The sequence below is a fragment of the Pseudomonas sp. KH_024_B2 genome (assembly GCF_057839965.1).
Map to the genome: position 1 here is coordinate 2346458 of NZ_CM174502.1, position 15465 is coordinate 2361922.

Consider the following 15465-nt stretch of genomic DNA (forward strand, 5'->3'; position numbering starts at 1 on the left):
CCGGTGCCGATGGACACATATATGGATACTGTGCAACGGCAACACCTCGCGGTTCGTGTAGAAAGAGAATGTCCGATTTTGATACTGCGACCGGCCGCTTAGGCCGATGAGCCGACATCGCAAGTGCTTCTGCGAAGGGAGATAATGTTTGGCTACCACATCACCTGTTCACACTCTGCGTACGCTGTCCGAACTTGATTACTATGACAGCAGGTCAGTCCTGCTCCCTGTTGAAATCACCGTTCTTGACGCTTGGAACATCATGACGGCCGAATCGGGACTGCTCATGCGGCTAGCTTTCCGAACGAGGGACGCGATTTCCTCGTTGTTCGGCGTGAAGCGGATCGGCGGGTTCTCCGGCGCCAGGCGAGCGACAGTGCAAGCGGGCGAACAGCTGGATTTCTTTCTGGTGGAGCATAGTGCCCCCGACATGCTGGTTCTGACCGAGCGTGACCGGCACCTGGATGTCATGATTTGTCTTTCGATAACAGATCGTGTGCTCGTGATCACATCATCTGTCGTCACGCATAATGCCTTTGGGCGCATCTACATGTTGCCGGTAGGTCCAGCGCATAAGCTGATCGTCAATAGTGATCTCAGGCGACTGAAACGAAAGCTGGAAGGGATGGCATCAAATCTCACCAGCAAATAGATATATACGCTTGAGCGGGAAAGCCCGGTGCTCTTGCCAAGTAATATCCGCACCCTCCATCACAGTCGCGAAACTTCTGAGTGATGCGACGACTCACACGCGCCTTACGGTAAAGGCTTTGCGATGTACCTGAGTCTGTCGCAGGTGCTCAATTATCCTGCGACATGAAATGCGATAGAGGTGGCATTGCGAAGGATGGGAGGTGAACGCGATACGCTCGGGTACCCACTCAGGGCAAAGATCTGGAGCCGCAGCGAGGCATGCTGGCGAGTTCATGTCTGTCACGACTGACCGGAAATGGCCGGTTGCTGCCGGTCACCACCGGTCGCTTTCGACCCCGTTCCCGCTACGATCTCGACGATCAGAAGGTTAGACAATCGCAGGCTTTTTCACACAGCCTGGACCCATTGCAGACGTACAGCAAACAGACACGTCTGTTAGTCAGTTCCGTATAGTCCAGAGCATTGTCTGAACCATGATATGCGGATGACTGACTAAATGTTCCCATTCATCTATGAAAGAGAAACCCTGCTTTAGATAGAAGTTCGAGGCTCTTGCATTGTCCGCAGAGACATCCAAAAAAACCCGATCATGCCCTTTTTCTATCGCGCGAGATTTCACCGCCTCAACAAGCTGAGTTGCCACACCAGAGCCACGCACAGCGGGTTCAACCCACATTCCGATCAAGTTATAGCGATTCGCTTGACTGACCCCGCCACCGATCATTCCCACCGGTTTATCTTCCTTGATGGCCAACCAAAATTCCGGCCCGGCCGCTGACGAGGCTCGTTCTTTCCACTGCTCATCACTGTCATTAGCGGCAGTTTGGTAGCTCACACCAAACGCTGTCGGCGTGTCCAAAAGCGCAGCAAGACGGACTTGCTTCAAAAACATCCAGTCTTTTGCTTCCGTCAATTGAATGTCCATGACCTTCCTGAAAGATAGCGAAACTTCATCGAATCATAAGACTACCGGGCGTCTTGCTGATACATCCGTTCTGCGAAAACAGTCAGGCCTTGACCCAGCGTTGACGGCTCCAGCTGCTCAATGTATCGACGGCCAATACCAGTAACAGCATGGCCAGAATAACCGTGCTGGCTTGAGCTTCCTGGAACAGGCTGAGGCTGACATAGAGCATTTGCCCCAAACCACCGGCGCCGACGAAGCCGAGCACACTGGCCATGCGGATATTGTTTTCCCAGCGGTACAGGATGTAGGCCAGTAGCTGTGGCAGCACGTTGGGCAGTGTGCCGTAACAGAAAGCCCATACGGCATTGCCGCCCTGCAGGCGGATTGCTTCGGCCGGTTCTGGTGGGGTGTTTTCCAGCGCTTCGGCGAACAGCCGGCCGAGCACGCCGGTGGTGTGCAGGGCTAACGCCAGGGTGCCAGCATTGGGACCGAGCCCGGCGGCAAGGACCATCAGCGCGGCCCACACCAGTTCCGGAACCGCGCGCAAGGCGTTGAGCACCAGACGCGACGCGCTCTGCAGTGGCCAGCCGAAGCGCCCGGCCGCGGGCAATGCCAATAGCAGACCGAGTACCGCCGCGAGCAGAGTGCCAAGGGCGGACATGGCAATGGTTTCCAGGGCGCCGTGGCCGATGGCTTGCAGATGGCCGGAGCTCAGGTCCGGGCTGAGAAAACGCTGCGCATAAGCGCCCATATGATTCAGGTTGTTGGTGCCGCCGAGCTCGCCGAGGTTGATGCCCAGGTAGATGAACGAGGCGACGACCGCTGCGCCGATGCAGAGCAGCAGTGCCAGGTTGATCAGGCGATTCATGCCAGCCTCCAGCGCAGCAGGCGGCTGAGTTGATCGGCGAGCAGCACCAGTACGAGGAACGTCAGTAACAAACTGGCCACTTCACCGCCGGCGAACATGCGCAATGACAGATCCATTTGCTGGCCCAGACCGCCCGCACCGACGAAGCCCATCACCACCGAGGCGCGGATTGCGCATTCCCAGCGGTACACCGTGTATGACAGCAGCTCCGCAGAGACATTGGGCAGGATCCCGTAGCAAAAGGCTGCGAGTCGACCGCTGCCGGACTGCAGTAGCGCGTGGGCCGGGCGCTGGTCGACCGACTCGAAAATTTCCGCGTAGACCTTGCCCAACATACCGCTGTAGGTAATGGCAATGGCCAGTACCCCGGCAGTCGGGCCGAGGCCGACGGCGCGCACGAACAGCAGGGCCCAGACGATTTCCGGCACGCTACGCAGGAAGATCAGTAAACCGCGTACCGGCCAACGCAGCAGTTGGCCCCAATAGCTCGGGTGGCCGGCACGGGAGGCAGCAGACAGCGACAGAGCGCGACTGGCCAGCAGGCTGGCGGGGACTGCCAACAGCAACGCCAGGGCCATGCCGGCCGTGGCGATGGCCAGGGTCTGCAGGGTGGCTTGCAGCAACAGCTCGATGAACTCCGCGCCATGGGCCGGTGGCCAGAAGGCTGATACAAAACGGCCCATCTCGCTCTGGCTGTCACTCGCCACCAGTACGCTCAGGTCCAGCTCGCTGAAGCGGATGCCAGGCCACAGCAAGGCAAGGGCCAGCAAGGTGAGCAGCAGGCGGGGCCGGGTGGCCGGATCTCGGGTATCGCGGGTCAGCATCGGGGAATCTGCACACTCAAGGGCGGCGGAGCAATCGGTGGGGATTCGAGTTGTTCGTTGGCGTAGAGCTTGTCGAGCAACTCGCGGTCGACTTCGCTGGCCGCAAGGTCGAACAGGATCTGTCCATCACGCAAGCCGATGATGCGCGAAAAGTGCGCCAGGGCCAGCTCCACCGCATGCAGGCTGGCGACCAGGGTGACGTTGTGCTGCCGGGCATGGCGACAGAGCACCGAAAGCGTGTGCTGGGCCAGCACCGGGTCCATGGCCGATACCGGTTCATCGGCCAGCAACACCTCGGGCGCTTGATACAACACGCGGGCAATGCCCACGCGCTGTAGCTGTCCACCGGACAGTTGCTGGCACTGCGCGAACAACTTGTCACTCAGGTCCAGCTTGGCCAATGCCGTGCGTGCGCCCGGAATATCCAGTGGATGCAGCAGGTTCAGCAGGCTCTTGCCCAGACCCCACTGACCCAGCTTTCCGGCCAGAACCGCGGTGACCACGCGCTGGCGCGGTGGCAGGGGAGGCGACTGATGTATCAGACCGATGCGCGCGCGCAGGCGCTGACGCTGACGGGCAGAAAGCTGCCAGGCGTGCTCGCCGAGCACCTGCAGCTCGCCGTTGCCCGGTCGCAGGGCAGTGGCCAGCAGGTTGAGCAGGCTCGACTTACCCGCGCCGGACGGGCCGATGATGGCGACCTGTTCGCTTGCACCGATGTGCAGGTCCACGCCACGCAGCGCCTGGACGCCGTTGGCGTGGGTAAGGCTGATCTGGGTCAGATGCAACGTCATTTGAGCAGTTCGGCGGCGCGTGCGGCTTCCTCGATGCCCTTATAGTTTTCAGGCCTGGTTTCGATGAATCGGCTGGCGGCCTGCAGATCCAGAATCTCCTTGTCCTTGGGGTTCGCCGGATCGAGAGCAAGGAACGCTGCCTTTATCTTGGCCGCCAGCGCTGGGTCGAGGGTCCCGCGCACAGTCCAGTTGTAGTCGTAGTAGGTCGGGGTGGTCGCAAACACTCTGACCTTGGTGGTGTCGACCTTGCCGGCGGCGACCAGTTTTTCCCACACGCTGGCGTTAAGTACCCCGGCGTCCACCTTACCGGCCTGAACCCAGGCGACGGTGGCGTCATGGGCGCCGGAGTAGCCTACGCGACTGAACCAGCTTTCCGGCTTGATGCCGTCCTGGAGCATGAAGTAGCGCGGCATGAGACTGCCTGAAGTGGAGGACACCGAGCCAAATGCAAAGGTCTTGCCCTTGAGATCGGCGAGCGACTTGACGGCTGGGTCGGCGGTGATGAACTTGCTGGTGAATTGGGCGTCCTGTTCGCGCTGTACCAGCGGGATGGCATTGCCGGTTTTCAGGCGTGCCTGCACGAACGTGAAGCCGCCCAGCCAGGCCAGATCGATGCGGTCGGTGGCCAGCGCCTCGACCACGGCCGGATAGTCGCTCACGGGCACGAACTCGACCTTCATGCCCAATTGTTGTTCCAGATAAGCGCCAAGCGGCTTGAACTTGCGCAGCAGTTCGGTAGGGGCTTCATCGGGAATCGCGCTGACTTTCAGGGTGTCGGCGGCCTGCGCCAGCAGAGTGCAAAAAGACAGGGTCAAGCCGACGGCCAATGCCAGGGTATGCTTGAGCATGGAAGTTCTCCGGTGCATTTAACGCAAGAATGTCGAGGCGCCTGGCGCAAGCTGATTGCTGCATGGCGCTTCGTGAGGGTAGACGAAAGGGAGCGATATTGACCGGTTTTGGCCAAATTGCAATCTGTTGTGAAGGGCGGCAATCGAGCCAAAGCGGCCGATCTGGAGACGACCGAATGTAGGTTTCAGTAGCTGCCGGTGCGACTAGCGAATCAGAATACCCGGACTTACAGCAAACGAATCGCATGTCTTAAAGAGGTGAGGCAATTGAAGTTAAAGTTCAGCCACGTGGATGTTCTCGTCGAAGACCTCGAGGAAGCGTGCAGGTATTATGCCCAAGTCTTTAGAGCCAGGATTTCAAAGACACTTGATTGGCAGCGCGACGGTTTGCATGTGCGCTATGCGATCGTCATGTTTGGAGCGGAGCGCCTTATGCTGGCGCAACCGTTTACCGGAAATCTCAAGGCTCTAATGGACTCCAACGGCGAAGGCACAATCTACCGTCACTGCTACTCCACACCGGACATTGAGGCAGCCTACGACGAATTGATCGACGCAGGTGTTCAGCCGGAAAATGAGAACGGAAAACCACTGTCTCGCGATAACCTCCAATCGCCAAGCGGGACACGCATAATTTGGTTACCGAAACGCTTTGGGCATTTTTCTATTGAACTGCTTGAAGAGAAAGAGCTGGAGGCATTTATCAAGGATGCATTCGCCGAGGATAGATGAGGAAAAACTGATTCATAAGGGCTAAGCACCTGACCTGCGTCGCATCATGTGGACCGAGGGCTAAAGGCTTCGACGCAGAAGTCCAGAAAACTGCGCAGCTTGGGATTAATGCTGAATTGACGCGGAGTACGGCAGACTCAATTGCAAAGCCTGCCGTACTCCTGAGGTCATTGCGACTTCTTCGGCGGGTAGTTGCCGCGCAAGCCCCCGGATTTGTTGCCCGTTTTGCTGGGCAGGTTAGGCACTACCGGGCGGGATCTGGGTTGAGGGTTGGAGCGGCTACGGGGTTGAGGTTGTTTGCTCATTTTTTGCCTCCTGACTTTTCAGGATTTCGCGAAGTGGCGCTCTGATAAAGCTTAGTTAATTGACGCTATGGGCTGCGTCGTTCGGCACTTGGGGAATGTGCTGTAAGCTACCAAAAACCGCAGCACGCGCAAACTGGCCAGGGGACTACGATCCCGGTCGATGTCGCCAACGCTCAAAGCCAGTTATCCCTGGCAACGCAGCCGGCCCGATGCGCTCGGCTATCGGTCCAGCAGAGGTGCCAGCAGTGCACACATGCCGCGCCAGTGCGAACCCTCCCAGTAAATCCGTTGGCAGGCGTCGCAGCGCAGGAAGTGCGAATAGAGGGCGCCAATGCGTGGCGGCACCTGCGGCCGAGCCAGTTCCGGGCTGATCTCGTGCAGCGGCAGGTTGCAATGAAGGCACAGGCTGAATGGCCGCGCGCTACGCGCCAGGTCGAGGCGCTCGTACAATTCGCGCAGCTGCAGCGACGGTTTCAGGGCATGCACGTAACAGCCGTGGCTGATGATCCGCCGCTTGAGCAGTTCGCGGTCGCGGGTTAGCACGATGCGTCCTTGCTGCGCAGCGATCTCGGCGATCTCGCCATCCTCGAAGCCATTGTCATAGAGGGTGTCGAAGCCGCTCATGCGCAGCAGGCTGGCCAGCCCGCCAAGGTGCGCATCAGCGACGAAGCGCAGCACCCGTAAAGGTTGCGCACGAACCTTGAGCAGCGGGCTGATGTCCAGCGCTTCGAACTTCGGATACACCGCCAGCCGGTCACCGTCGAAGATCATCCGCTCGAAGCCCACCGACTCGCCGTTGAGCAGCACCAGCTCGACCTCGGTGTGTGGTATCCCGAGCGCCTCGATCATGTGCTTGACCGTCGCCCCTCGCGCGCACTCGCAGGTGAAGGACTGCCGCCGCCGTTCGGCCGGCAGGAAATCGTTGAGCTCCTCGTAGAAGCGGAAGGTTGCACTGGTCATGCTGAACAGTATGGCAGGGCTGCAGGATGAGCGAGTCTGGTCCGGACATCTTCTGCGGTAGGCCCCAAACTACGATTGTAATCATGTTGAAATTGACTATGCCATGGAGCTTCGTAGATCAGCTCTCAGAAGAAATGATTGAGTCGTGACTGGATTCAGCAGCTAGCTTCAATCGGTCAGCTTTACTAATGTATTTCGACTTGCTTGGCGGTGCCAATTTGGCACTAGCCTTTTTGGCGTGAGCCTTTAACAACTGCTTTATTTTTTTACGACGATTCATATTTTTCTACTCGGTTTGGAAGTTCTTGAATGATATCAGCTTAAAATATTGGGCCAGATCCCTGTGGTGCGCACTTAGTGCATAACGTTGGAAATAGGCGGCGAATCGCCCCTGGTTTCCTGGAAGACTCCGAATGAGCGCTTCTGGCCGTACTCTGCCGATCGCTTCTTCGACGAGCAATGGCGAGTCGAATGTAAACGCTGTTCAGCACTAATGTGACTTGTAATGGTCAATAAATCCGCACGACCATCAGCAGTCGTACTGCTCGGAACCGACCGGATCCGCATCGGCATTTTGATCAAGGACAATGAAAGCATGCTTGCCGCAATTTAATCAGCAACCGCCTCCACCTGGTTCCGTGAATCGGGACTCTGTTTACCCCTCAATCCAATTCGAAGATTTAAAGCATGCACCTACGAAAAATTGCAGTTGGGCTGTCGGCCCTTGTTTTGCTCTCGACCGGGGCAGAAGCCCGCAGTCTGCTGGATCTCATCAAGCCGCCCACCCAGCATCAGGAACAAGTGTCCCGCTCGGGCTCGATCAGCCAGAACGCGGCCCTGGGCCTCTATTCAAACAAACAGAAACAGGCATCGTTTGACGGCTGCGCAGATCTGTTCCCGGCTGCGAAACCGATCAACATGGCCACTGTGCCTGCAACAATGAAACCCCTGGCCCTGTGTTCCGATAACTTTGCGGTGCTGTACTCGCAAACCAGCAAGACGCCGTTGGTAGTGGTCGAACGCCTTAATGCCGCCCAGCTGCAGGATGCCAAAGGCGAGGAGCGCACCAACCAGTTCTACCCGGACCCACGCATCCCCAAGAGTGGGCGGGCAGAGTTGAGCGACTACCGTAGCCAACATCCGGCCGTGGACCGTGGCCATCAATCCCCGGCAGCCGATGCACCGACCCCCAATGCAATGGCCCAATCCTTTGCGCTGTCGAACATGGTGCCGCAAGACCCAACCAACAACCGGAAGATCTGGAGTAAGGTTGAGTCCGATGTCAGAAAGTTTGCCAAGCGAGCCGATGGTAATGTTTTTGTCTTTACCGGCCCGCTCTTTGACTCAGGCCACACCACCATCGGCGACAACAAAGTCTGGGTGCCGACCCGCCTGTTCAAGCTGGTTTACGACGCATCGTCCAAGCGTGCCTGGGCCTACGTACTACCCAACGCTGAAACTCGTATCGAGAGACCGATGGACTATGACGCTTTCGTGAAGAGTACCGGGCTCAACTTGCTGGGAAATCTACCGGTCACAGGTTCCGTAGGGCGCTCTTGATGGCTTGATGAATTGCACCCCAAAGGCTGGATGCAGCCGAGGGGGTGTTTCATTCGCTTTGGGCCGATACGCGAGCGGTAGGTACTGGCCCTGGTCGCATAAATTTGAAATGCACGGCGTTGCCCGACAGAATCGCGCCCCGATCCGGCCAAAGGCGCCGGACGTTCGTGGTGAAAAGGGGCTGCAGTTGAACGAACAGACATTGTCCATGCGCCTGGAGCGCGTGGCGGCGCATGTGCCAGCAGGTGCGCGCCTGGCCGATATTGGCTCGGATCACGGCTACCTGCCTGTGGCGTTGATGCGCCGTGGCGCCATCGCGGCGGCGGTGGCCGGAGAGGTGGCATTGACGCCGTTTCGCTCGGCCGAACGTACCGTGCGCGAGAACGGCCAAGACCTGCGGATCACCGTGCGCCTGGCCAATGGCCTGGCGGCGATCGAGCCGGGAGACGGGATCACAGCGATCAGCATCTGCGGCATGGGCGGCGAGACGATCCGCGACATCCTCGACAGTGGCAAGGCGCGTCTGAGCGGCCAGGAGCGCCTGATCCTTCAGCCTAACGGCGGCGAGCAGCCCTTGCGCCAATGGCTGATGGAAAATGGTTACCGCATCCTCAGCGAGGAAGTGCTGCGGGAAAACCGCTTCGACTACGAAATCATCGTCGCCGAGCGCGCTGGGTTGGTGGTGTACACCGCCGAGGAGCTGTACTTCGGTCCGCTGCAGATGCAGGCACGCAGCCCTGCGTTCCTGCTCAAGTGGCAGCGCTTGCTGCGCCAGAAGCAGCAGACCCTGACCCACTTCGCCCGGGCGCGGCAGGTGCCCGAGGAGAAGGTGCAGGACATCGCCCGGCAGGCCCGGTGGATCACCGAGCTGCTGGCTTGAGCCCGGTCCAGGGGTTGTACGAAAAGTCGCCGAGCGGCGATCAGGCAAGGCGAAAACAGGCGAGGAAAGGCCAGGGTCGCGCTCGACTTTAACGGGTTGTAAATGAGCATTCCGATCGGACTCGCGCACGAGCCTGTTTTCAACGCAGCATGATCGAGGCGTAGGCACTTTTCGTACAAAGCCTAAGACGAAGCGAGGGCCAATTTGAATCGCCCTCAAATACGTAGACACAGTTGAATGACAGCTTCTGGCCGATTGCAGTCCTTCAGGAAGTGAGGCTGCCCGCATGCGGCCAAACGGGTTGTCCTTGGGGCTGGATGGAGGCAAACCTACCGACTATGAGCGACGGCTGCCAGTTGCTCGGTATCTACGCGGACAAAAATGGAGTCTCCAATAGCAGTGAGCACGCCCCCCGCATAGACCTCGCAGATGACGCGACTTTTGCGTCCGACATCGCCTTCTACTTTCGCACGCAGGGTCAGCGGTACACCCATCGGAGTCGGTTTGATGAACTTGATGCCAAGGTTGCCAGTGACGCAATTGATGCGGGGCAGGCTTGCGACTTCGCGGTGTTCCATACGGTAGTGATAGGCCATCGCCGTCCAGTTTGAATGACAATCAACCAGCATCGCTATCATTCCGCCGTAAACCAGATCTGGCCAGCCGCAATACTTGGCATCAGGCAAGTGCTCGGCCATGACATGCACGCCGTCCTCATGCCAGAAGCTCTTGATGTGAAGCCCGTGCGGATTACTGCTGCCGCAGCCGTAACAAACGCCTTCAGGCGCGGCGGTGTCTTGCAGGGAGGTGTCGAGCCTGGACATGCCTTGGTCATCCTCAAAAATGTGAACCAAGCCTATCGGATTCTAACGCTGAACCGATAACGGTGAGCGCTCGATATTCATACTTGGCGCAGCGGTGGGCTCACAGTCACCTTCATCCACAATGCAGGCGATCGTTGACGTCACCCTTTGAACTTATGCGGGCACAGGGGAGATTCACTCGTTCACAGAGGGTAGTGAAATGACCATCGGTCCATAAACAAGGTGGCCACTGGCTTTTCCTACTCAACTTCTCCGAACGAACCAGTGCGCACGGCGCCGCTGCGCACGTAATGGGTGATCAGTACACCGCCAGGCGTGCTGGTCGAGTGCGCCAAAGTGAAGGCCGACGCTTGTGCGTTGTCACCGAACAAGCGCTTGCCGCGCCCAAGTACGATGGGAAAAATCATAAGCCGAAGCTCGTCCACCAACCCGGCTGCAAGCAGTTGGCGCACCATATCGCCGCTGCCCTGCGTCAATAGGTGGGCGCCGTCCTGGTGCTTGAGCGCGCGTATCGCGTCGGCAAGGTTGCCCTCCAACGCATGACTGTTCTGCCAATCAAGCGTATCGGATCGATGCGTGGCCACGTGCTTAGGCACGCTGTTGAACAGGTCAGCGATGACGTGGTTGTTTGAATCGGCCTGTATGTGCGGCCAATACGCCGCGAATATGTCGTAGGTGCGACGCCCCAGCAGCAACTCGAACGGCTGCGAGAACAGGTCCTGCACGGCCTGGCCGCAGGCTTCGTCGGCGTAGGGCACTATCCAGCCACCGAGGCGGAATTCGCCGCTGGTATCTTCTTCAGGCCCGCCGGGCGATTGAATAACGCTATCCAGACTAATGAAAGCGGCAACGATGAGCTTGCGCATACGCTTCTCCAGGTGCGTCCTCGTGAAAGTTCTCGTACAGAGAACGCCTACGATCACTGCGACCCATCAGATTCATTCCTAACGATAGTCGAACGAGACTCTGCGAAATCGACAGTGCGATGCCCGGATGACGCCTGACTACTATTAGGCGACATGCCATGTCGCGTTTCTTGTCGCGATGGCGTGTCGTATAACGTTCGATTGCGGCCCAACGAAGGGGCTGTAAACTGGCCGCGCAAAAGGCGTTGCCTCATTGAATGCCCCAGGAGCTTGGCTGACCGAGCCCGCTGACGATGTCGGGCCGGCCGCCCCCTACACGATCGCCCCTTTACCACCTCAAGCAAGAGATCCCCATGGCAAACCACGACCTCACCTTCATCCCCGACCCAGACCCGGAATCCATCTCCTCCGACGTCGCCGGTATCAAAGGCCTGCTGGTCTCCACTCAGATCCCCACCCGCGCCGACGGCAGCCTGGAGCTGGGCGGTATAGTCGAGCAGAGCGAGTGCACTCTGCAGGCGCTCAAGGTAGCGCTGGAGCGTGCCGGCAGTTCCATGGACCGGGTCCTGCATCTGACCATCTATCTCACCGACATGGCCGACCGCGCCGCCTTCAACGAGGTCTACCAGCGCTTCTTCGCCAAGCCATGGCCGGTTCGCGCCGCCGTTGGCGTGGCCGCTCTGGCGGTCGAAGGCATGCGCGTGGAAGTCACCGCGATGGCGGCCAAGGGCTAATGCCGGCAAGTTAAGGAGTTTCAGGGTCAACACATTCCCCTACGGTTTGCGTAACGGCTTAACTTCTCGGCATCAGACCAAGGGCTGATGCCGCGGACTTATCCCGAAACGGATACTTAGCCTTGGCCCGCAGCGAGAGCACCTGAAGCGTCAGCGACCAAGACTGTCTGCCAACCTCCTGGCCTGCTGAGTCGCGACCTCACGCGCACTGAGGTCAACGTCTTCCCCCAGGATGGTTTTCTCCACAATCACCGAGTGCACATCGCTCACGCCGATAAATTGCAGCCAGGCTTCCACATAGGGCTTCTGGAAGTCGAAGCGCTCCGCCGGCGTGATCGACTGCGCCGAAAAATCCAGGCCGCGGGCGTACATCACCACGGCGGTTTTGTTATGCAGCATGCCTTCCAGACCGCGTTCCGGGTCGAAGCTGAACAGGATGTCTTTCTGCGACACCAGGTCGATGAAGTGCTTGAGTTTGTACGGGATGCTGAAATTCCACAGCGGTACGGACATTACCAGGACGTCCGCGCGGTGCAGGTGCGCGGCCAGATCTTTCAAGGTGTTCCAGGCGTCTTGCTGCGCCGGGGTCAAGGGCGTGCCATTGAGCCCGGCGTATTTTGCGTCCATTGCCAGCTCATCGAATTCCGGCAATGCCATGTTCCAAAGGTCGAGGGTAATGATTTCGCTGTCTGGGGCGTTCTCTTGATAGCGCGCAATGAAGCTGCGGGCGACTTCAAGGGAGGCCGAACGCTGTTTGCGCGGGGAACATTCGATATGGAGGAGGGTGGTCATGGAGTGCCTCGGACGATGGGGAAGTGCGGGGCATTGCAACATAGTTATATTTGGAATATAAATTGTAAATAAACAGGCTATTAATCACGTAAAGAACTATGTTCGATGTTCTGCTGCTCAAAACATTTGTCACAGTCGTCGATGAAGAAGGCTTCAGCCGCGCAGCCGAGAAACTGCACCTGACCCAGTCTGCGGTCAGTGGTCACTTGCGGCGACTGGAAGAACAGGTCGGTAAACCGCTGTTGAAGCGTACGACCCGTTCCCAGCACCTGACTCCCGATGGCGAGCGCCTGATCGCTTATGCGCGCACGATCCTCGCGCTGAACCGTGATGCCTGGGCGCAACTGACACGCACGCCGTTTCACGGGCGGGTGCGGATCGGGGTGTCCGAGGATTTTGTCGAAGCGCGGTTACTGCGGGCTTTTCAGGATTTCGCGGCGCAGTACCCGGGCCTGGAGATCGACGTGCAGGTGGGCATTCCCGGCACGCTGCTGAACCTGATGAAGCAAGGCGATCTGCAGCTGGTCATCGGTTCGCTGTGCGAAACCAAAGAATCGGGGCTGCTACTGTGGCAGGAACCGCTGGTGTGGGCCTGGTCGGCGCAACCCGTCACCCAATTACCGACGCCGTTGCCGCTGGCCCTGTTCCCCGAGCCGTGCCCGTATCGCGAGGTAGCGCTGACGCGGCTGGCTCAGGCGGGGATCGCCCAACGTACGGCGATGTTATGCACCAGCACTGCCGGGTTGCGGGCGGCGGCGCTGGCTGGCTTCGCGGTGGCGCCCATGGCGGTCAGTCAGTTGGGGCAGGGACTGGCGGTTCTTGGCGCGGAGCAAGGGTTGCCGGATTTGCCGGATGCGCAGTTTCGGTTGTTTACCTCTGCTGAGGCGGATCAGGCGATTGTGGCAGCGCTCTCTCAGCTCATTGTGGAGTATTGCTCTGCGCGGAGGGCTTAACAGTCATTTCGAGGGCTCACACTCTGGGCCGAAAGCGATCGAGGCCACTGGGCCAAACAGTTCCTGTTTGAACGAGGTCATCTGGTCGGTGACATCACCGAATACGGTGGGCTCGTAAAAGTTGCCAGGGCCTTCGGCCTTCCTGCCGCCCAGCAACAAGCTCGCGCCTTCTTCCCAGATGACGACATGCGGCAGGGGTGAGGGGTGTTGTTCATTTGAGTCGCTCTGATGCCTTCCGATACGCGGCTTCATTCTCACGTTTATCGATAGCGACTACGAACACCACAATTTCATGGTCTATAACCTGGTAGATCAGTCTGTAGCCTGCGCTCCGTAGCTTTACCTTGTAGCAATCCGGCAGCTCGCGTAAGCGGTTGGCCTCAATACGGGGACTCTCCAGGATTTCAGCCAGCTTTTTCTTGAATTGCTGTTGTGTCTCCTAACTTGTGCCATTCCTTCAGGGCGCGCTGATCGAACTCAAGGCTATAGGTCATCCAGCGTAACCTTGACGCGCTGCGGAGAAGCCAATCGCTCGCGTACAGTGTTTATGAGGGTTTCATCCTCTTCTGTCATAAGTACAGGCCGGAAGGGGAGCTGACCGCGCTCAGCAACGTACTGCAAGGCTTGTCGCATGAGTTCAGACGGTGTCACCCCCAAACGTTCCAGCTCGCGGTAGGCGCGGATTTTGAGGTCGTCGTCCACACGGACATTGATTGAGGCCATTTTTGCGCACTCCTGTAAAGACGTATGTCATTGCAGTGGCATTGCCGGAGCAATTTTACAATGGGCAGCTACAAGAAATCTCATATGGCATCCTGTCATCTCACTGAGTCATATTGATGCAATCAGCGCCGGTCCAGCCACACCGTCGGGTGTTGGTTCTCACCCTAAATGGCTTGGTTATACGCTCGGTTATCAGATGGTCGGGCGCTGGCTCGCGTCAGTTGGCGAAATCGACGCGTCAACATGGGTCAACGTACCCGCAAAAAACATTCTCGCCACAGCGCTTGAGGAAGGCATTGTGTTGCTCGAGCCCTGATCAACCCTAAGCCAGGTATCGCCGGAACCAATCCAGCGTCCTGCCCCATGCAAGCTTGGCAGCCGCTTCATCGTATCGAGGCGTGGAGTCGTTATGGAAGCCATGGTTAACGCCTGGGTAGATGTAGGCTTCATAAGTCTTGCCGGCGCTTTTCAACGCCTGCTCGAAGGCTGGCCATCCTTCATTGATGCGCGTATCCAGCTCGCCGTAGTGGAGCAGCAGAGGAGCCTTGATTCGGGTGACATCTTCGGACTTTGGCTGACGGCCATAAAAGGACACGGCAGCTCCCAGCTCTGGATAAGCCACGGCAGCGGCATTGGCGACTCCGCCGCCATAGCAGAACCCGGTGATACCCACTTTCCCCGTGGTAGCGTCATGACTCATCAGCCACTCAATGGCGGCGAAGAAGTCATTCATGAGCTTTTCAGGGTCTACGGTCTGCTGAAGTTCCCGGCCTTTGTCATCGTTGCCGGGATAGCCCCCAACCGACGTCAGGCCATCGGGGGCGAGTGCGACGAATCCTGCCTTGGCTACACGCCGGGCGACATCCTCGATGTAGGGGTTGAGCCCGCGGTTTTCATGCACGACAACGACAGCCGGCACCTTGCCGGTGGCTTTCGCAGGGCGGACCAGATAGCTACGGACATGCCCGTGACCTTTGGGTGATGGATAGGAGATGTACTCGGCGATGATGTCCGGGTCGGTAAACTCCACTTGTTCGGCGAGCGCATAATCCGGACTCAAGGCCGCGAGGATAGCGGTAGCGGTCAGGCCACAGAGCGTGAATGCCGCCGCGCGATCAAGAAACTCTCGTCTGTTGATCTTGCCATGGGCGTAGTAGTCATACAGTTCGAGCAGTTCAGGGGCAAAATCTTTCGCAGTGAGACGGGCCATCTGTGCGCTCCCTTTGAATCATTCGGCGAAAGCG

20 protein-coding genes and 2 pseudogenes are annotated in these 15465 nt (G+C 58.4%); 7 read left to right on the forward strand and 15 right to left on the reverse strand.

The window, feature by feature from the left end:
• Nucleotides 1-148 precede the first annotated feature (148 nt).
• The gene (locus AC3I0A_RS11005) at nt 149-652 is read left to right on the forward strand and encodes a DUF2867 domain-containing protein (protein ID WP_489377791.1); all 504 of its coding nucleotides are present in this window, start codon (nt 149-151) and stop codon (nt 650-652) included.
• A gap of 441 nt (nt 653-1093) precedes the next feature.
• Here the strand turns inward: AC3I0A_RS11005 and AC3I0A_RS11010 are convergent, their stop codons facing one another.
• From AC3I0A_RS11010 to AC3I0A_RS11030, 5 genes are all read right to left on the reverse strand, one after another.
• Nucleotides 1094-1579 carry a GNAT family N-acetyltransferase gene (locus AC3I0A_RS11010; protein ID WP_489377792.1) on the reverse strand — a complete coding sequence of 162 codons (486 nt, stop codon included), beginning with the start codon at nt 1577-1579 and terminating at the stop codon, nt 1094-1096.
• Between the two features lie 82 nt (nt 1580-1661).
• Nucleotides 1662-2429: a phosphonate ABC transporter, permease protein PhnE gene (gene phnE / locus AC3I0A_RS11015; RefSeq protein ID WP_489377794.1), complete on the reverse strand. Its 768-nt coding sequence runs from the start codon at nt 2427-2429 to the stop codon at nt 1662-1664.
• Entirely contained in the window at nt 2426-3253 is an 828-nt protein-coding gene (gene phnE / locus AC3I0A_RS11020) for a phosphonate ABC transporter, permease protein PhnE (RefSeq protein ID WP_489377795.1), read from the reverse strand. The genes phnE (AC3I0A_RS11015) and phnE (AC3I0A_RS11020) overlap by 4 nt, the downstream gene beginning before the upstream one ends.
• Complete coding sequence (locus AC3I0A_RS11025) at nt 3247-4044, reverse strand: phosphonate ABC transporter ATP-binding protein (protein WP_489377796.1); 798 nt, start codon at nt 4042-4044, stop codon at nt 3247-3249. The genes phnE (AC3I0A_RS11020) and AC3I0A_RS11025 overlap by 7 nt, the downstream gene beginning before the upstream one ends.
• Complete coding sequence (locus AC3I0A_RS11030) at nt 4041-4892, reverse strand: putative selenate ABC transporter substrate-binding protein (protein ID WP_489377797.1); 852 nt, start codon at nt 4890-4892, stop codon at nt 4041-4043. The genes AC3I0A_RS11025 and AC3I0A_RS11030 overlap by 4 nt, the downstream gene beginning before the upstream one ends.
• 267 nt (nt 4893-5159) lie before the next feature.
• On the opposite strand from AC3I0A_RS11030, the gene AC3I0A_RS11035 reads away from it, so the two are divergent.
• Nucleotides 5160-5624, forward strand: coding sequence for a VOC family protein (locus AC3I0A_RS11035; protein ID WP_489377798.1), 465 nt, complete (start codon nt 5160-5162; stop codon nt 5622-5624).
• Nucleotides 5625-5791: 167 nt separating this feature from the next.
• On the opposite strand, the gene AC3I0A_RS11040 is transcribed toward AC3I0A_RS11035, so the two are convergent.
• From AC3I0A_RS11040 to AC3I0A_RS11050, 3 genes are all read right to left on the reverse strand, one after another.
• Nucleotides 5792-5929 (reverse strand): hypothetical protein, encoded by a 138-nt coding sequence (locus AC3I0A_RS11040; protein ID WP_489377799.1) that lies wholly within the window; start codon nt 5927-5929, stop codon nt 5792-5794.
• 219 nt (nt 5930-6148) lie between these two features.
• Nucleotides 6149-6889, reverse strand: coding sequence for a Mut7-C RNAse domain-containing protein (locus AC3I0A_RS11045; RefSeq protein WP_489377800.1), 741 nt, complete (start codon nt 6887-6889; stop codon nt 6149-6151).
• 118 nt (nt 6890-7007) lie between these two features.
• Nucleotides 7008-7169 carry a DUF2986 domain-containing protein gene (locus AC3I0A_RS11050; RefSeq protein WP_081729292.1) on the reverse strand — a complete coding sequence of 54 codons (162 nt, stop codon included), beginning with the start codon at nt 7167-7169 and terminating at the stop codon, nt 7008-7010.
• Between the two features lie 407 nt (nt 7170-7576).
• Here AC3I0A_RS11050 and AC3I0A_RS11055 point away from each other — a divergent pair, with 407 nt between their 5' ends.
• Nucleotides 7577-8449, forward strand: a complete 873-nt coding sequence (locus AC3I0A_RS11055; RefSeq protein ID WP_489377801.1) for a DNA/RNA non-specific endonuclease — start codon at nt 7577-7579, stop codon at nt 8447-8449.
• Nucleotides 8450-8636: 187 nt separating this feature from the next.
• Complete coding sequence (locus tag AC3I0A_RS11060) at nt 8637-9329, forward strand: tRNA (adenine(22)-N(1))-methyltransferase (RefSeq protein ID WP_489377802.1); 693 nt, start codon at nt 8637-8639, stop codon at nt 9327-9329.
• Between the two features lie 329 nt (nt 9330-9658).
• Here AC3I0A_RS11060 and AC3I0A_RS11065 read toward each other — a convergent pair whose 3' ends face one another.
• On the reverse strand, nt 9659-10153 hold the full coding sequence (locus AC3I0A_RS11065) for a PaaI family thioesterase (RefSeq protein ID WP_489377804.1): 495 nt from the start codon (nt 10151-10153) through the stop codon (nt 9659-9661).
• 239 nt (nt 10154-10392) lie between these two features.
• Nucleotides 10393-11019: a dihydrofolate reductase family protein gene (locus AC3I0A_RS11070; RefSeq protein ID WP_489377805.1), complete on the reverse strand. Its 627-nt coding sequence runs from the start codon at nt 11017-11019 to the stop codon at nt 10393-10395.
• Nucleotides 11020-11372: 353 nt separating this feature from the next.
• Between AC3I0A_RS11070 and AC3I0A_RS11075 the strand changes: the two genes are divergently transcribed.
• The gene (locus AC3I0A_RS11075; protein ID WP_489377806.1) at nt 11373-11753 is read left to right on the forward strand and encodes a RidA family protein; all 381 of its coding nucleotides are present in this window, start codon (nt 11373-11375) and stop codon (nt 11751-11753) included.
• Nucleotides 11754-11903: 150 nt separating this feature from the next.
• Here AC3I0A_RS11075 and AC3I0A_RS11080 read toward each other — a convergent pair whose 3' ends face one another.
• Nucleotides 11904-12545, reverse strand: coding sequence for an FMN-dependent NADH-azoreductase (locus tag AC3I0A_RS11080; RefSeq protein WP_489377807.1), 642 nt, complete (start codon nt 12543-12545; stop codon nt 11904-11906).
• Between the two features lie 98 nt (nt 12546-12643).
• On the opposite strand from AC3I0A_RS11080, the gene AC3I0A_RS11085 reads away from it, so the two are divergent.
• Nucleotides 12644-13498 carry a LysR family transcriptional regulator gene (locus AC3I0A_RS11085; protein WP_489377808.1) on the forward strand — a complete coding sequence of 285 codons (855 nt, stop codon included), beginning with the start codon at nt 12644-12646 and terminating at the stop codon, nt 13496-13498.
• Nucleotides 13499-13534: 36 nt separating this feature from the next.
• Here the strand turns inward: AC3I0A_RS11085 and AC3I0A_RS11090 are convergent.
• From AC3I0A_RS11090 to AC3I0A_RS11100, 3 genes and pseudogenes are all read right to left on the reverse strand, one after another.
• A pseudogene (locus AC3I0A_RS11090) lies at nt 13535-13672 on the reverse strand (aldehyde dehydrogenase family protein); the annotation flags it as partial.
• A 37-nt stretch (nt 13673-13709) separates the two neighbouring features.
• Nucleotides 13710-13992 (reverse strand): annotated as a pseudogene (locus tag AC3I0A_RS11095) (type II toxin-antitoxin system RelE family toxin).
• Nucleotides 13982-14221, reverse strand: coding sequence for a type II toxin-antitoxin system RelB/DinJ family antitoxin (locus AC3I0A_RS11100; protein WP_489377809.1), 240 nt, complete (start codon nt 14219-14221; stop codon nt 13982-13984). The pseudogene AC3I0A_RS11095 and the gene AC3I0A_RS11100 overlap by 11 nt, the downstream one beginning before the upstream one ends.
• Nucleotides 14222-14417: 196 nt before the next feature.
• Here AC3I0A_RS11100 and AC3I0A_RS11105 point away from each other — a divergent pair, with 196 nt between their 5' ends.
• Nucleotides 14418-14537: a hypothetical protein gene (locus tag AC3I0A_RS11105; protein WP_489378478.1), complete on the forward strand. Its 120-nt coding sequence runs from the start codon at nt 14418-14420 to the stop codon at nt 14535-14537.
• 6 nt (nt 14538-14543) lie between these two features.
• Here AC3I0A_RS11105 and yghX read toward each other — a convergent pair whose 3' ends face one another.
• On the reverse strand, nt 14544-15431 hold the full coding sequence (gene yghX / locus AC3I0A_RS11110) for a YghX family hydrolase (RefSeq protein WP_489377810.1): 888 nt from the start codon (nt 15429-15431) through the stop codon (nt 14544-14546).
• Nucleotides 15432-15465 lie beyond the last annotated feature (34 nt).

Bases quoted from the DNA above. Each gene is read 5' to 3' on its own strand.
- AC3I0A_RS11010 (WP_489377792.1), bottom strand. From the start codon at position 1,579: ATGGACATTCAATTGACGGAAGCAAAAGACTGGATGTTTTTGAAGCAA.
- phnE (WP_489377794.1), bottom strand. From the start codon at position 2,429: ATGAATCGCCTGATCAACCTGGCACTGCTGCTCTGCATCGGCGCAGCG.
- phnE (WP_489377795.1), bottom strand. From the start codon at position 3,253: ATGCTGACCCGCGATACCCGAGATCCGGCCACCCGGCCCCGCCTGCTG.
- AC3I0A_RS11025 (WP_489377796.1), bottom strand. From the start codon at position 4,044: ATGACGTTGCATCTGACCCAGATCAGCCTTACCCACGCCAACGGCGTC.
- AC3I0A_RS11030 (WP_489377797.1), bottom strand. From the start codon at position 4,892: ATGCTCAAGCATACCCTGGCATTGGCCGTCGGCTTGACCCTGTCTTTT.
- AC3I0A_RS11040 (WP_489377799.1), bottom strand. From the start codon at position 5,929: ATGAGCAAACAACCTCAACCCCGTAGCCGCTCCAACCCTCAACCCAGA.
- AC3I0A_RS11045 (WP_489377800.1), bottom strand. From the start codon at position 6,889: ATGACCAGTGCAACCTTCCGCTTCTACGAGGAGCTCAACGATTTCCTG.
- AC3I0A_RS11050 (WP_081729292.1), bottom strand. From the start codon at position 7,169: ATGAATCGTCGTAAAAAAATAAAGCAGTTGTTAAAGGCTCACGCCAAA.
- AC3I0A_RS11055 (WP_489377801.1), top strand. From the start codon at position 7,577: ATGCACCTACGAAAAATTGCAGTTGGGCTGTCGGCCCTTGTTTTGCTC.
- AC3I0A_RS11065 (WP_489377804.1), bottom strand. From the start codon at position 10,153: ATGTCCAGGCTCGACACCTCCCTGCAAGACACCGCCGCGCCTGAAGGC.
- AC3I0A_RS11070 (WP_489377805.1), bottom strand. From the start codon at position 11,019: ATGCGCAAGCTCATCGTTGCCGCTTTCATTAGTCTGGATAGCGTTATT.
- AC3I0A_RS11075 (WP_489377806.1), top strand. From the start codon at position 11,373: ATGGCAAACCACGACCTCACCTTCATCCCCGACCCAGACCCGGAATCC.
- AC3I0A_RS11080 (WP_489377807.1), bottom strand. From the start codon at position 12,545: ATGACCACCCTCCTCCATATCGAATGTTCCCCGCGCAAACAGCGTTCG.
- AC3I0A_RS11085 (WP_489377808.1), top strand. From the start codon at position 12,644: ATGTTCGATGTTCTGCTGCTCAAAACATTTGTCACAGTCGTCGATGAA.
- AC3I0A_RS11100 (WP_489377809.1), bottom strand. From the start codon at position 14,221: ATGGCCTCAATCAATGTCCGTGTGGACGACGACCTCAAAATCCGCGCC.
- AC3I0A_RS11105 (WP_489378478.1), top strand. From the start codon at position 14,418: ATGGTCGGGCGCTGGCTCGCGTCAGTTGGCGAAATCGACGCGTCAACA.
- yghX (WP_489377810.1), bottom strand. From the start codon at position 15,431: ATGGCCCGTCTCACTGCGAAAGATTTTGCCCCTGAACTGCTCGAACTG.